14 protein-coding genes and 1 tRNA gene are annotated in these 15,539 nt (G+C 36.0%); 11 read left to right on the forward strand and 4 right to left on the reverse strand.

All coding sequences use genetic code 11. The annotated features are described in order from the left end of the window. Window positions 1-25 precede the first annotated feature (25 nt). The 5 genes from argE (at window position 26) to EV694_RS03620 (ending at window position 4,577) form a co-directional block, all read left to right on the forward strand. Window positions 26-1,171, forward strand: a complete 1,146-nt coding sequence (gene argE, locus EV694_RS03600; RefSeq protein ID WP_132689420.1) for an acetylornithine deacetylase — start codon at window positions 26-28, stop codon at window positions 1,169-1,171. 267 nt (window positions 1,172-1,438) lie between these two features. After that, the gene (gdhA, locus tag EV694_RS03605; RefSeq protein WP_132689423.1) at window positions 1,439-2,788 is read left to right on the forward strand and encodes an NADP-specific glutamate dehydrogenase; all 1,350 of its coding nucleotides are present in this window, start codon (window positions 1,439-1,441) and stop codon (window positions 2,786-2,788) included. Between the two features lie 185 nt (window positions 2,789-2,973). Then, window positions 2,974-3,417: a TonB-system energizer ExbB gene (gene exbB, locus EV694_RS03610; RefSeq protein WP_132689426.1), complete on the forward strand. Its 444-nt coding sequence runs from the start codon at window positions 2,974-2,976 to the stop codon at window positions 3,415-3,417. Window positions 3,418-3,429: 12 nt separating this feature from the next. Beyond that, window positions 3,430-3,816 (forward strand): TonB system transport protein ExbD, encoded by a 387-nt coding sequence (gene exbD / locus EV694_RS03615; protein ID WP_132689429.1) that lies wholly within the window; start codon window positions 3,430-3,432, stop codon window positions 3,814-3,816. Between the two features lie 2 nt (window positions 3,817-3,818). After that, on the forward strand, window positions 3,819-4,577 hold the full coding sequence (locus tag EV694_RS03620; RefSeq protein WP_132689432.1) for an energy transducer TonB: 759 nt from the start codon (window positions 3,819-3,821) through the stop codon (window positions 4,575-4,577). A 292-nt stretch (window positions 4,578-4,869) separates the two neighbouring features. Here EV694_RS03620 and EV694_RS11020 read toward each other — a convergent pair whose 3' ends face one another. Beyond that, on the reverse strand, window positions 4,870-5,025 hold the full coding sequence (locus EV694_RS11020) for a hypothetical protein (protein WP_243645969.1): 156 nt from the start codon (window positions 5,023-5,025) through the stop codon (window positions 4,870-4,872). Window positions 5,026-5,611: 586 nt separating this feature from the next. Beyond that, window positions 5,612-6,499, reverse strand: coding sequence for a methylenetetrahydrofolate reductase (gene metF / locus EV694_RS03630; RefSeq protein WP_132689435.1), 888 nt, complete (start codon window positions 6,497-6,499; stop codon window positions 5,612-5,614). 254 nt (window positions 6,500-6,753) lie between these two features. On the opposite strand from metF, the gene folX reads away from it, so the two are divergent. From folX to EV694_RS11045, 6 genes are all read left to right on the forward strand, one after another. Next, window positions 6,754-7,143, forward strand: coding sequence for a dihydroneopterin triphosphate 2'-epimerase (folX, locus tag EV694_RS03635; RefSeq protein ID WP_132689438.1), 390 nt, complete (start codon window positions 6,754-6,756; stop codon window positions 7,141-7,143). A gap of 4 nt (window positions 7,144-7,147) precedes the next feature. Then, entirely contained in the window at window positions 7,148-9,109 is a 1,962-nt protein-coding gene (locus tag EV694_RS03640) for a YdgA family protein (protein WP_132689441.1), read from the forward strand. A 153-nt stretch (window positions 9,110-9,262) separates the two neighbouring features. Beyond that, a complete protein-coding gene (trhP, locus tag EV694_RS03645; protein WP_132689444.1) occupies window positions 9,263-10,651 on the forward strand; it encodes a prephenate-dependent tRNA uridine(34) hydroxylase TrhP in 1,389 nt (462 codons plus the stop codon). A 186-nt stretch (window positions 10,652-10,837) separates the two neighbouring features. Then, a tRNA-Ile gene (locus tag EV694_RS03650) sits at window positions 10,838-10,913 on the forward strand. A 58-nt stretch (window positions 10,914-10,971) separates the two neighbouring features. Then, entirely contained in the window at window positions 10,972-11,328 is a 357-nt protein-coding gene (locus EV694_RS03655; RefSeq protein ID WP_132689448.1) for a SirB2 family protein, read from the forward strand. A gap of 80 nt (window positions 11,329-11,408) precedes the next feature. Further along, window positions 11,409-11,540 (forward strand): hypothetical protein, encoded by a 132-nt coding sequence (locus EV694_RS11045; RefSeq protein WP_279386849.1) that lies wholly within the window; start codon window positions 11,409-11,411, stop codon window positions 11,538-11,540. Window positions 11,541-12,063: 523 nt separating this feature from the next. Here EV694_RS11045 and lpdA read toward each other — a convergent pair. Together lpdA and aceF are read right to left on the reverse strand one after the other, a co-directional pair. After that, a complete protein-coding gene (gene lpdA / locus EV694_RS03660; RefSeq protein WP_132689451.1) occupies window positions 12,064-13,488 on the reverse strand; it encodes a dihydrolipoyl dehydrogenase in 1,425 nt (474 codons plus the stop codon). Window positions 13,489-13,569: 81 nt separating this feature from the next. Beyond that, window positions 13,570-15,471: a pyruvate dehydrogenase complex dihydrolipoyllysine-residue acetyltransferase gene (gene aceF / locus EV694_RS03665; protein WP_132689454.1), complete on the reverse strand. Its 1,902-nt coding sequence runs from the start codon at window positions 15,469-15,471 to the stop codon at window positions 13,570-13,572. Between the last annotated feature and the right edge of the window lie 68 nt (window positions 15,472-15,539).

Here is a 15,539-nt window from a genome sequence, read left to right on the forward strand (position 1 = left end):
ATTAGAATATATTAGAGATCAAACAATGCAAAACTTACCCTCTTTTCTCGCTATGTATGCGAAACTTATTGAAATGCCCACGATTAGCAGTATTGAAACTCAACAAGATTTATCTAATCAACATTTTGTAGAAACATTAGCAGATTGGCTAACAGCATTAGGTTTTCAGACTGAAATCATCGCTGTTGAAGGAAGTCGGCATAAATTTAATTTATTGGCAACTAGAGGCGAAGGCGAGGGAGGTTTATTATTAGCGGGGCATACTGATACGGTTCCCTTTGATCAAGGGCGATGGACAACAGATCCGTTTAAATTAACAGAAAAAAATAATAAACTTTACGGCTTAGGCACCGCAGATATGAAAGGCTTTTTTGCCTTTATTATTGAAGCCCTTAAACAATTAGAACTTAATCAGCTCAATAAACCTATTCGTATTCTTGCCACTGCTGACGAAGAAACCACTATGTTAGGGGCAAGAACCTTTGCTCAGCATAGCCATATTCGTCCAGATTGTGCCATTATTGGCGAACCTACTTCATTAAAACCTATTCGAGCACATAAAGGGCATATTGGTCAAGCATTGCGGATAGTGGGGAAATCAGGACATTCTAGCGATCCAGAGAAAGGTATTAATGCCATTGAGCTTATGCACCAAGCAACAGGCTATTTAATGCAATTAAGGGATCAACTAAAACAAAAATATCATCATGCTGATTTTGCGATTCCTTACCCAACCATGAATTTTGGAGCAATTTATGGGGGAGATGCGGTAAATCGTATTTGTGCTTGCTGTGAATTACATTTTGATATTCGCCCATTACCGAATATGAGATTAGAAGACTTAGATGAATTACTACAACACACACTAAAACCAATGTTTGAACAATGGGGAGATAGAATTTCATTGCATCATTTGCATACGCCCACGCCCGGTTATGAATGCCATCATTCAGCCCAGGTGGTCAAAATGGTGGAAAAATTAGTAGGAGAAAAATGTGAAGTAGTAAATTATTGTACTGAAGCCCCTTTTATCCAACAACTTTGCCCAACGTTGGTGCTTGGACCGGGTTCAATTGAACAAGCACATCAACCCGATGAATTTCTTGATATGAAATTTATTCAACCGACTATTGATTTATTAAGGCAATTAATTATGGGGATTTGTCGATAATCTTTTGATTTTAAAAGATAAAACAAGTGCGGTCAGTTTTGCAAAAATTTTTTAAAACTGACCGCACTTTTTTAAGTTAAGGAAACATAATCAATCATATTAGAAAATATTTTGTTTTTACTTAAAAATATAAATAATTTTCATTAAAAATAAAGAAAGGATAAAAAAGTATTTGCAATAAGAATATATTTTATTTTATATTCAAAAAACCCTTTAAAGGGAAACAATGCAAAGAACAACATTAACAAAATAAATAAGGAAGAAAATATGAGTAACTACGCCTCAGTTGAAGAGTTTTTAGCCACATTAGAACAGCGTGATGGTCATCAACCTGAATTTTTACAAGCCGTTCGTGAAGTATTTACTTCTATCTGGCCATTTATTCAAGCTAATCCAAAATATCAATCCCAAGCCTTATTAGAACGTATTGTCGAGCCTGAACGTGCTTTCCAATTTCGTGTGGCTTGGACCGATGATAAAGGACAAGTGCAAGTCAATCGTGCGTTCCGTGTTCAATTTAATAGTGCGATTGGGCCTTATAAAGGCGGTATGCGTTTTCACCCTTCCGTCAATCTTTCTATTTTAAAATTCTTAGGTTTTGAACAAATCTTTAAAAATGCCTTGACTACTCTACCAATGGGCGGTGGTAAAGGCGGTTCAGATTTTGATCCAAAAGGAAAATCTGATGGTGAAGTAATGCGTTTCTGCCAAGCCTTAATCGCTGAATTATATCGTCATATTGGTCCAGATACTGATGTTCCCGCTGGTGATATTGGTGTTGGTGGACGTGAAGTGGGTTATTTAGCTGGCTATATGAAAAAATTGTCTAACCAAGCGGCTTGTGTCTTTACTGGGCGTGGTTTATCTTTTGGCGGTTCATTAATTCGCCCTGAAGCCACTGGCTATGGGTTAGTTTATTTTGCTCAAGCGATGTTAGCGGAGAAAGGCGATAGTTTTGAAGGTAAAACCGTTGCCGTATCAGGTTCAGGTAATGTGGCACAATATGCGATTGAAAAAGCCTTACAATTAGGGGCGAAAGTGGTTACTTGTTCAGATTCTTCAGGTTATGTTTATGATCCAGAAGGTTTTACAAAAGAGAAATTAGCTGCCTTAATGGATATTAAAGAAGTAAAACGTGGCCGAGTTAAAGATTATGCTGAGCAATTTGGATTACAATATTTTGCTGGCGAACGCCCTTGGGGAGTTAAAGTAGATATTGCGTTACCTTGTGCGACACAAAATGAATTAGAATTGCCTGATGCACAAAAATTAATTGCTAATGGTGTACAACTAGTAGCGGAAGGGGCAAATATGCCAACGACTATTGATGCCACCGAGGCATTTTTAGCTGCTGATGTATTATTTGGCCCGGGTAAAGCGGCAAATGCAGGTGGTGTGGCAACATCAGGGCTTGAGATGGCACAAAGTTCACAACGTTTATATTGGTCATCAGAAGAAGTAGATCAGAAATTACAGAATATTATGCTAGATATTCACGCTAATTGTAAAAAATATGGCACAGTTGAAGGCGAGAAAAACATTAATTATGTAGTAGGCGCTAATGTAGCGGGCTTTGTGAAAGTAGCTGATGCGATGTTAGCACAGGGTGTTTACTAAAACTTATAAACTAGCTTAGAATGAGTTATTAAGCAAACCATACTTAATAAAATTAAGTATGGTTTTTTAATATAAAAAATATTTACGCTTATAGCAGGTTTTGCTAGAATATTGAAATTGAAATTTATTCTCAATTAGATTACTAAAACCTTTTAACTATTTTTAACTTAACCCATAGGTGTACAATGAGCTTATTTGAATTTCTACAAAACTATATTGATTATATTATTCTCGGATTATTAGCATTAATGAGTTTTATTATGCTTTGGGCTGTAATTGAACGATTTGCTTTTTTAAATCGTGTTGATGTAAGCCAATATAATAATGAATACCAATTAGATATTGATCTCACACGTAATTTAACCACAATTTCTACTGTCGGAGCAAATGCACCTTATGTCGGTTTATTAGGTACGGTGATCGGTATTTTATTAACCTTTTATGAATTAGGGAGTTCTGGTGGCGATATTGATGCCGCTTCCATTATGGTTCATTTATCCCTAGCCTTAAAAGCCACTGGCGTAGGTATTTTAGTTGCTATTCCCGCAATGATCTTTTACAGCGCACTTGGACGTAAAGTTGAAGTAAATCGCTTAAAATGGAAAGCTATACAGCAAAATCAAGCATAAATGGAGGGAATGATGAAGAAGTTTGATGAAATTAATATCATTCCTTTTATAGATATTATGTTAGTGCTACTTGCTATCGTTTTAATTACAGCCTCTTTTATTTCTCAAGGAAAAATTGAAGTTAATGTCCCTAAAGCCTCTAGTGCAGTGGCATTTAAATCTGATGAACTGGCTAAATTATTAACTGTTACCGAAAATGGTGAGCTTTATTATAATGATAAGCCTATTGATAAAGATACACTGGAACAAGAAGTCAGTCAGTGGGATAAAGAGCAAAGAGTTACCTTAAAAGTAGATGCGAATGCACCGTTCCAAAACTTTGTTTCTATTACCGATATTATGGCGAAAAATAACATTAAAAATGTCGCTATAGTAACACTAAAAGAAAAAGGCGAATAAGGATGCAAAGAAAAGATGCCTTAATAGGTTTTTGGGGATCATTAATTATCCATCTTATTATATTTTCATTATTAGCTTGGAGCATTGTTTCCAGAGCCAATAAAACCGATGATACTGCTAATGGCTTTCACGCAGATTCTCTGAGTACAAATATTTCAATGGAAATGATGATGGCAACAGTTATGGAAGAACCAGAACCCGTTTCAAAACCTGAACCAGAGCCTGAACCCGAAGTAAAAGAAGAAATTCCTGATCCAACGGTAGCCCCTGAGCCACCAAAGCCAGAAAAACCAAAAGAAGAACCTAAAAAAGAAAAACCAAAGCCAAAACCAGAAAAACCAAAACGAGAAAAACCTAAACCTGATCGTCCTAAAGCTGATCGAGAGGTGAATTCTGATTCTGCTATTAATTCTCGAGCAACAACAACGGGACCAGTAACAACCAACAATCCTAATTTAATGGGAAATGGTCGTAATACTGATGAAGCAAGTGCTTATCGCAGCGCTTTACGTCGAGAAATTGAACGGCATAAACGTTATCCGCAAAGAGCGAAAATGATGCGTCGTCAAGGCGTTGTTACAGTAAGCTTTAATATTGGAGCAAATGGCAATATTAGTGATGCGAGAATTACAAAGTCCTCTGGTAATGATGATTTAGATAATTCAGCCTTAACTGCTGTAAAAAATGCACGTTCTATTGGCCCAAGACCTGAAGGAATGTCTGCGAGTATTAGTGTACCTATTAGTTTTAAAATTCAATAATTTCCTCTTAAACAAAGGGCTATACAATGATTTTTGTATAGCTTTTTTATTTAAAAAATCCTTTATAAACATAGCTTTATGTTTTTTACTTAATCCATTATGATTAATTTCCGCTTAAGTTCACTAAATAAACCTTCTAACCGATTTGTTGTTTTTTCAATATTTAATTCCGCGTACTTTTCAAAGGTAAATAAATACCTTTCATCATATTTAATACTCGCTAATGCCCCTCTTAATCCTTTATGTTTATAAGGAAAATAACCTTTTTCATTGCATTTCTCTGAGCGTTCATTCAAATAATATAGCCTTTTTCTCTTAATTTATTTAAAGCGAGTTGATAATAAATAGCCTTTTCTGTTTTTACAATTTGATGATAAATCATTTTTTCTGTCAGGCTATCCATTAACGCTAATACGCCAAAATCTCGCTTAAAGAAAGTGGTATCCATAATAATATAAATGTATTGATAGAGGAAGTTTTAAAGCTGTTTTAGTGGTTTTATCAATATTATCAATATATCTTTGAATTGTTTTAACAGAACATTGATATTTAATGGCAAGCTCTTTATACGTCTGTTTTCCTTGAGAATAATGAAACCAAATTTCTGTGGGATTTAATTTGTTTTGAAAGGTAAAAGTTTTATTACAATGATTGCCTTTATAGCATTGAATAGTATTTTTCTTTCCATGTTTGTGGATTGAATTATTTTGACAATATGAGGAATTTTTTATTCATTTTCAAAAAAGTAGGCTAACGCCTTATAATGTAAGGCCTTAACTCACTTTTTTCTTACATTTTTGTCCATTACACTCAATTATTGCACATAATATATTACCGCATAAACTTTAAGTTACTTTGTTCATACATTTATAAAAATAATCCCCTATTTTGATAGAGGATATTGTATAGTAGTCCCACCGTAAAATAATACAGCGTTGGTATTGCCCTACTACTTGTACTGTATTCTAGGAGCCTCGTTGTCGCATTTTAAATTGAAACAACTATAGAAATAAGATTCAGAAAACTCTATTAGTTCAAACAATTTCTGGACGAACCCCCAAGGTATGACAAATGGCATAGGTCAGTTCACAACGGTTTAGGGTGTAGAAATGGAAGTCTTTTACTCCCTCTCGGGACAGTACACGCACCATATCCATCGCCACACTGGCAGCCAAAAGATTGCGTGTGGCTTGGTCATTATCTAAACCTTCGTACATTCTGGCTAACCAATGAGGAATACGCACATTAGTCACAGCAGCCATTTTTTGTAATTGTTTAAAGTTAGTTACTGGCAAAATTCCCGGCACAATTTCTACTTCAATGCCTGTGGCAACACAACGATCTCTAAAACGTAAATAACTATCAATATCAAAGAAAAATTGGGTAATCACGTGATTTGCCCCCGCATCAATTTTACGTTTTAAATTAATTAAGTCTGCTTGTGCTGATTTTGCCTCTGGATGCACTTCAGGATAAGCCGCCACAGAAATATCAAAATCCGCCACCGAACGCAATAATGCCACTAAATCTGAGGCGTAAAATGGTTTTTTGGTATAGCCTTTTGGTTCATCTCCTCGCAAGGCTACAATACGGCGAATACCGCTATTCCAATAATCTTTGGCGATTTCCACCAGTTCCTCTGGTGTGGCATCAATCCCCGTTAAATGTGGCGCAGCTTCCAATCCTGTTTGTTCTTTGACGGATTTTACTATGCTATGGGTACGATCACGCTCTCCTGAATTTGCCCCATAAGTTACAGAAATAAATTTTGGATTAAGGACTTTTAAACGATCCACCGAATGCCAAAAAATTTGTTCCATTTTTTCATTTTTAGGCGGAAAAAATTCAAACGAAACATTAATATTCCCACTTAAATCTGCAATACATTGGTTTAACGCATCAATTTCTTTAGCATAACTCATGATCATTCCCTCTTTTTTCTCTTAGCCATTTAGACGTCTAAATTAAAGGGAATATGAATATGTGTCAATTTCAAAAAATTCATTATTTTAATGAATAAAATTCATATTCTAACGATTATGGAAAATCCTTTAAAAAGCGCGGTCTATTTCGTAAAAGTTTTGTGAATTTCCGATAAAATCTGTGGCCTGTTAATGAATTTAATTGGTTTATCCGCTATACTAGCCCTATTGTTAGTTTTTATGTGGGCGACATCATGAATTCATCTCCAGCAAGTGCAACTATTCATATTAAAAACCTACGTTTACGCACCTTTATTGGTATAAAAGAAGAAGAAATCAATAATAAACAAGATGTGATTATTCAAGTTAAAATCAAATATGATTGCCATCGTGCTAGCCTGTCCGATAATGTTGATGATGCACTTAACTACCGTACCATTACCAAGAAAATCATTGATTATGTAGAAAATCATAATTTTGCTTTACTTGAACGCTTAGTCAAAGAAGTCTTATTGATTGCCAGTGAGCATCCTTGGGTACAATGGGCAGAAGTAGAAATCGAGAAACCTTTTGCATTACGTTATGCGGATTCAGTCTCATTAAGTATGCAATATCAAGGTGCTCTTGCCGATGGAGGAAAGTAAAATTATGAACAAAAAATTAAAAATTATCCTAAACCTTTCTGTGATTACGGCTTTACTTGCTACAGGGGCACAGTTTTACACCAATTATAAAATTAACCAAACTTTACAACAATTTCCTTATTATTTTAGTGATAAATTAATCATTCACGTTGAACAAACCAAACAAAACTTTTTTTCTCGTGAACTCACATTTAGCATTGAGCCAACCAATGCAAAACAAAAAACAGAAGTTATTCATACTCAGCTGACCGCATTACCCTTTGCCATATTGGCTAAGTCGGAATTACCTGAGCCACTTATTCGTAAATTAAATGAGAAACTAAATATTACTATTGATGAAAATCGTATTAATAGTCGTTTTTCTGTGGTAGGCGATTATTTGCAATCCACCATGCAAACTAAATTTCGCGATTTTACTAATGTTAATCAATTTTTAAAAACAGAATTAAATTTTGCCTCAAAAACAAAATTTGTAGAAATTCAGACCGCACTTACTGGGTTTAATTATGATTCGGTAACAGAATTTGGTAAATTAACGGGAAATTATTTATTACAGCCTATGGGCGATCATCGTTATGATTTGATCCAAGCAAAGGTTAATCTTTCTGATTTAAATTTTATTAATGGTGAAAATAATCAATTTAATTTCAAAAATATTGTTTATTTATTGGATAAATCCTTTAATGAACAACAAACTTATAACTTAAAATTATCTTTAAATATTGATGATTTAAATTATAATAACCAAACTTCTTTTCAACATATTGCACTACAATCTAATCAAGTTGGTATTCCTAATGAAGTGAATTTTTATGAAAAAATAAAAGCACTTAACTTATATGATTTTTCCATGGATAATCTTGAGCAATATAAAAAATTAGAAGATATTACTCATGTTATATTTGATTATTTATTTAATAATAAACAAGCTGATTGGTCGTTCGCTGTAAAAAAAATAACGGAACAACGAGAAGATGAAACCCCAGAAATAAATAACTTGCAATATCAGCTTAGTATTAATAATCAATCACAACTCAGTGATATTCATAGTTATTTAACTATTTCCCAAGCAAATATTCCTGATAAAATGCGTATTAAAGATCTGTCATTTGATCATAAACTCAATAAATTCGATCTTGCTGGACATATTGCTATATTAAAACAATATTTATTTAAAAATATCAATTCACCACCTCATGATCCAGAATTTATGCAAAAACTATTAGGGTTAGCAAAGCATTATCAAGCGGAAAATTCTTCCACGATTAAAATTGGACAATTATCAGAAAAAGATAAAATTAATTTGGAAAATTTTGTGTTAAATTATCATGATCATATCATCGATCAAGATAAAATAGCCTTTAATATTCAAGCAAATATTGATAAGTTGCAAATAGAAAATGAAGATCTGGATATAAGCCAAATAAGTTTATCTGTTCCAGCAACATTATCGCCTATTTTTGAGTTATACCCTATTTATTATTGTAGTAACTCGCTTTTTTATTTAACTTGTATAAATAACCTTGATAAGCAGCCCTATAATACATTAATTAGCCAAGCCATTGCTGAATTTGATCTTAATATTGAGCAAGCTAAACTTAATTTAATCTTAAATAAGTTATCGGATAATCATAATACCGAACAAATTACAGCCGTACTCAATGCCAAGATACCTGCTATTCCAAATAAAATGCGTGCTGATTTACTGATGTTCGGCGATAAATTAGAAAATTCTACAACAGACATTATCCTTTCAATGCCTGCAAGTTTCATTGACAATATCAGCCAAACCTCTTTGTCTAGCGGTCTTTGGGCAGACCTCGCTCATACTATTAAACCTGATAATCAACTCAATCCTTATTTTAAACAGATCGACAATCGTTATGTACTTGAATATCGTCAAAGTAATGGAAAAACGCTGATTAATGGCAAACCTATTGAGGATTATATTCAAGAAGCGGAATAATCTATTCAATCCCCTATTTGTTAGGGGATTGCTATTTACAAATAATAAAATATGCCTACAATGTGCCGCTCATCTTAATTTTAAATTGAAACCACTATAGTACCCCATTTTCTAACGAAAATGGCTGACTTGAAATCAGACTAAGAGAAAACAATGACAACAACCTTTAAACCTGAGCTACTTTCGCCTGCAGGCTCATTAAAAAATATGCGTTATGCTTTTGCCTATGGTGCTGACGCAGTATATGCAGGACAGCCTCGCTATAGTTTGCGTGTACGCAATAATGAATTTAACCACGCTAACTTAAAAATCGGTATTGATGAAGCCCATGCTTTAGGAAAAAAGTTTTATGTAGTGATTAACATTGCGCCACATAATTCAAAATTAAAAAGTTTTATCAAAGACCTTGAACCTATTGTGGCAATGCGACCTGATGCCTTTATTATGTCCGATCCCGGGTTGATTATGTTAGTGAGAGAACATTTTCCACAAATGGATATTCATCTCTCCGTCCAAGCAAATGCCGTAAATTGGGCAACAGTAAAATTCTGGCATCAAATGGGTTTAACTCGCGTCATTCTCTCTCGTGAATTATCCCTAGAAGAAATTGCCGAAATTCGCCAAAAAGTGCCTGACATTGAACTTGAAATTTTTGTACATGGGGCATTATGTATGGCATATTCTGGACGTTGCCTACTCTCGGGCTACATCAATAAACGTGATCCTAATCAAGGCACTTGTACTAATGCGTGCCGTTGGGAATACAATGTTACCGAGGGGAAAGAAGATGAGGTAGGCAATATTATTGCTGAAAATCAACAAATTCCTATTACCAATGTCGCACCAACCCTAGGCGAAGGTGCAACCACTAATAAAGTTTTCTTATTAACGGAAAACCAACGCCCCGATGAACAAATGTCCGCCTTTGAAGACGAACATGGCACCTACATTATGAATTCAAAAGATCTACGTGCAGTACAACATGTTGAAAAACTGACCGCACTTGGTGTCCATTCATTGAAAATTGAAGGAAGAACAAAATCTTTTTATTATTGTGCCAGAACTGCCCAAGTTTATCGCAAAGCCATTGACGATGCCGCCGCAGGTAAACCTTTTGATGAAAGCCTTATGACAACCTTAGAATCTTTGGCACATCGTGGATACACCGAAGGATTTTTACGCCGCCATACTCATGATGAATACCAAAATTATGATTATGGTTATTCCATTTCTGAACGCCAGCAATTTGTAGGGGAATTCACTGGCGTACGTAATCAAGAGGGATTAGCCGAAGTAGCGGTAAAAAATAAATTTTTAGTGGGCGATGAAGTAGAAATGATGACGCCAAAAGGCAACATCACATTTACTATCCAACGTATGCTAAACCGCAAAAATCAGCAGGTTGAAGCGGGATTAGGTGATGGGCATTTTGTCTTTCTTGATGTACCAGAGGATATTGAGCTAAATTATGCTTTATTAATGCGTAATTTAAACAATACCAATACAAGAAACCCACACCAAGAAAAAACAACAAAAAAGTAAAAAAATAGTATTGATTTTGTTAAAAATATGTTTATAATTATCGCCATACCCTAAAAAAGTATGACTCCAAATATTTTAGCCTTTCAGTTTTTGAAAGGCTTTTTTTTGCTTGAAATTCACGCATTTAAATGAGAACGCATAGACATCAAACAATTATTGCAATATAATTGCCAAGTTTTCATTTATGCCCCCTTAGCTCAGTGGTTAGAGCAGGCGACTCATAATCGCTTGGTCGCTGGTTCAAGTCCGGCAGGGGGCACCAATCCTTTTTCCTCATGGCGATATTTTCTATTCTTGCTTTAATTTATTTGGAGTGATTCATGTTCAATAGTTTAACCTTGCTTTATATTCATATTATCAGTGCCTATTCTAGTTTATTACTTTTTATAATGCGTAGTGCAATGCAATTTCATGGTAAAAACTGGCGATCCATAAAACTTTTAAAAATCCTACCGCACTTAACCGATACTTTATTACTAGCCAGCGGATTAGCCATTATTATTTTATTAGGGTACGGCTTACCTACTTGGTTAATAATCAAACTACTTTTATTAGTGGGGTATATTATTTTTGCAGCTAAAACACTTAGTAAAAAATCTTTAGGGCTTAATCCTATTCACTTTTCAATAGCCTGCGCTTGTTTTATTGGTGCTATGATTGTTGCTTATTTGCATTAATATTTGAAAAATAACTTATATAATGGACAAAATATGAATTAACTATTATTTTGTCTATTATACCGAATATTGGCACTACCATGACAGGCTTAGTCAATAAAGGTGTTGTGAGCCGTATTGTAGTAAAAAAGCATAGAATTTATCCAATGCAATGGAAACAACATCACAATAATCATCGTAATTCATTGCTTGTCTTAAACACTATTGAATAGCAGGCGTTTTGTTTTCTCGTTTAACATCGTTTTTCTTTCTACAATTCTATGCTCATACAATCGACTTAATATCTACTTCAGTAAGTGTATCCTTTGATATATATGATGCCTTTTGCTGGTAGCTATTCATTTGGAAAATCTTTGAGCACTTTCGCAATAAATTGGCTGAGATAATGGGGAAATTTTGCCGTTTTATTTATTCATTAATAATGAAATCGGATCGAACTCTAGTATCGCTAACGCCTTCTATAATGTATCAATATTGAGTTCTCCAGATGAATTCATTGTTCAAAATATGTGATCTTCTGATTAAGCTCTCAGTTTTCTGCCGAATTCACCCTTGCCATAAATAAAAATTCTCGTGATTGAAAAATCTCACGAGAATTTCGCTAATTGGCTTTTATGCAACTGCTACATAATACCGAAACTATAAATTGGTAAAACAACTATATTACACCAACACCCAACAAAAAAGCACTCATTGATAATCCTCCGAGTGCTTTTATAATTTACTTAAATCAGTCTATTTTTTCTTTTTTGCTTTTGGATTTGGTAGGTCGGTAATTGACCCCTCAAATACTTCAGCGGCAAGGCCTACGGATTCGTGTAGGGTTGGGTGTGCGTGGATAGTTAAAGCAAGATCTTCGGCATCACAACCCATTTCAATGGCTAAGCCAATCTCACCTAATAGTTCTCCACCGTTTGTCCCAACGATAGCACCACCAATAACACGATGGCTATCTTTATCAAAGATTAATTTGGTCATACCATCAGCACAATCGGAGGCAATCGCACGTCCTGAGGCTGCCCAAGGGAATTTAGCAACTTCATAGTTAATTCCCTCAGCTTTACATTCTTTCTCGGTTTTACCTACCCATGCTACTTCTGGCTCAGTATAAGCAATAGATGGGATAACTTTTGGATCAAAATAATGTTTTTGCCCTGCAATCACTTCCGCCGCTACGTGTCCTTCATGTACCCCTTTATGGGCTAACATTGGTTGTCCGACAACATCACCAATGGCGAAAATATGTGGTACATTGGTACGCATTTGTTTGTCAGTGTGAATAAAACCACGCTCATCAACTTCTACACCTGCCACATGAGCATCAATAAGTTTACCATTTGGGGTACGTCCAATAGCTACCAATACGGCATCATAACGGCGAGTTTCGTTGGCGGCTTTGCCTTCCATAGACACATAAATACCGTCTTGTTTAGCCTCTACGGCAGTAACTTTGGTTTCGAGCAATAAGTTAAATTTCTTCTCAATACGTTTAGTATAAATACCAACAACATCTTTATCAGCTGCTGGAATCACTTGGTCAAACATTTCTACTACGTCAATATTTGCCCCTAACGCATGATAAACTGTTCCCATTTCTAAACCGATAATACCACCGCCCATAATGAGAAGATTTTTTGGTACTTCTGTTAATTTTAAGGCGTCGGTTGAATCCCAAATGCGGGGATCTTCATGGGGAATAAATGGTAATTGAATTGGACGAGAGCCCGCAGCAATAATGGCATTATCAAAATGTACGGTTACTTCGCCTTCTTCGCCAGCCACAATAATAGAATTTGGTCCAGAGAATTTACCGTAACCATTTACCACTTGCACTTTACGTTGTTTTGCCATTCCAGCAAGACCGCCAGTTAATTGGCTAATGACTTTCTCTTTCCAGCTACGGATTTTATTAATATCAGTGGTTGGTTCGCCAAAGACGATACCATGTTCGGCAAGAGATTTTGCTTCTTCAATGACTTTCGCAACATGTAATAAGGCTTTTGATGGGATACAGCCCACATTTAAACACACGCCACCTAGAGTAGAAAAGCGTTCAACAATCACGGTATCTAAACCTAAGTCAGCACAGCGGAAAGCAGCGGAATAACCTGCTGGGCCAGCGCCTAATACCACAACTTGAGTTTTTATTTCTTTATTCATTTTCTTTCCTCGTAAAAATTTTGCGATTTTGCACCGCACTTTTACTGAAATTCATAATGGGCATAAATGCCCATTATTACATTACATCACTAAACGGCGTAAATCACTTAATACACCATTAATAAAGGTAATAAATCTTGCACCATCCGCACCATCAATCACGCGGTGATCGTAAGATAAAGATAATGGTAACATTAAGCGAGGGGTGAATTCTTTACCATTCCAAACAGGGGTCATTTCAGACTTAGATACGCCTAAGATTGCTACTTCAGGCGCATTGACGATTGGAGTAAAGTGTGTACCGCCAATACCGCCTAAACTTGAAATAGTGAAGCAACCACCTTGCATATCGCTAGCGGTTAATTTACCTGCACGTGCTTTTTTCGATACTTCGGCTAATTCACGCGATAATTCAATGATGCCTTTTTTATTAACATCTTTGAACACAGGTACCACTAATCCATTTGGTGTATCAACAGCGACACCGATATTAATGTATTTTTTCAAGGTTAGACGTTGTCCGTCTTCTGAAATTGAGCTGTTAAAACGTGGATAGGCTTCTAAGGCTTTGGCAGCCGCTTTCATAATAAAGACAAGCGGTGTAATTTTTACCTCAAGTTTTTGTTTTTCAGCCAATACATTTTGCTCTTTACGGAATTTCTCTAGTTCGGTAATATCCGCTTTATCCCATTGTGTTACATGCGGGATCATTACCCAGTTGCGGTGTAAATTTGCTCCAGAGATTTTTTGGATACGTCCTAATTCTACTTCTTCGGTTTCACCAAATTTGCTGAAATCCACTTTCGGCCATGGTAATAAGCCTAAGCCTGCACCATTTGCCCCCGCAGATCCAGCTGAAGCAGATACGCTACCACTTTCTACCGCTTTGACCGCAGCTTTCACATAAGCCTGAACGTCTTCTTTTAAGATACGACCTTTACGTCCTGTGCCTTTTACTTTATCTAAGTTTACCCCAAACTCACGAGCTAAACGACGTACCACAGGTGTTGCGTGGGCAAAGGTTGAGGCAGAAGTGACTTCGTTTTGATCCGCCGCTGGTGTTGAAGCGGAACTTGCAGGTGCTGTTGAGGTAGTTGGAGCCTCAGCCTGTGGTTGAGAAGCTGTTGTGGTTTCTTCTTTAGCTGGTGCAGAACCTGCTACTTCAAATTTCATAATTAATGAACCTGTTGATACTTTATCGCCAGATTTCACTAAAATTTCTACTACTTTACCCGCAAATGGAGCTGGCACTTCCATTGAAGCTTTATCGCCCTCAACGGTAATTAAAGATTGTTCTTCTTCAACTTGATCGCCTACTGCTACCATAATTTCGGTAACATTCACTTCATCGCCACCAATATCAGGCACATTCACATCAACCACACCTGTTGTCGCTGGTGCCGCGGAAGTTTCTGTTGTTGATGAGCTAGCTTGTGTTGCCGTTGAGCTTGCCCCAGCCACTTCAAATTTCATAATTAATGAACCTGTTGATACTTTATCACCAGATTTCACTAAAATTTCTACCACTTTACCCGCAAACGGAGCAGGCACTTCCATTGAGGCTTTGTCGCCTTCAACGGTAATTAATGATTGCTCTTCTTCAACTTGATCGCCGACAGCTACCATAATTTCAGTAACATTAACTTCATCACCACCAATATCAGGCACATGAACTTCAACTACTGAACTTGTTTGTGGGGCTGATTGAGGTTGGCTTTCTGCTTGTGGTGCAGAAGTTTGTTGAGATTCACCGGCTTCTTCTAACACTAACATTGGTGTTCCAGTGGACACTTTATCGCCCACTTTTACCAAGACTTCTTTAACAACCCCCGCTTCGGGTGCTGGTACTTCCATTGAAGCCTTATCGCCTTCAACATTAATGACACTTTGCTCAACTTCAATTTTATCGCCAGCTTTTACCATCACTTCTGTAACTGTAACTTCATCGCCACCGATATCAGGAATTTGAATTTGTTTTGACATGTTATCTTACCTTTTTGTGTGTTTTCTAGTTCCTTAATTTAATTAAGAGAGGAATAATCCTATTCCCC

It is taken from the genome of Volucribacter psittacicida, from assembly GCF_004339025.1.
Classification (GTDB): Bacteria; Pseudomonadota; Gammaproteobacteria; order Enterobacterales; family Pasteurellaceae; genus Volucribacter; species Volucribacter psittacicida.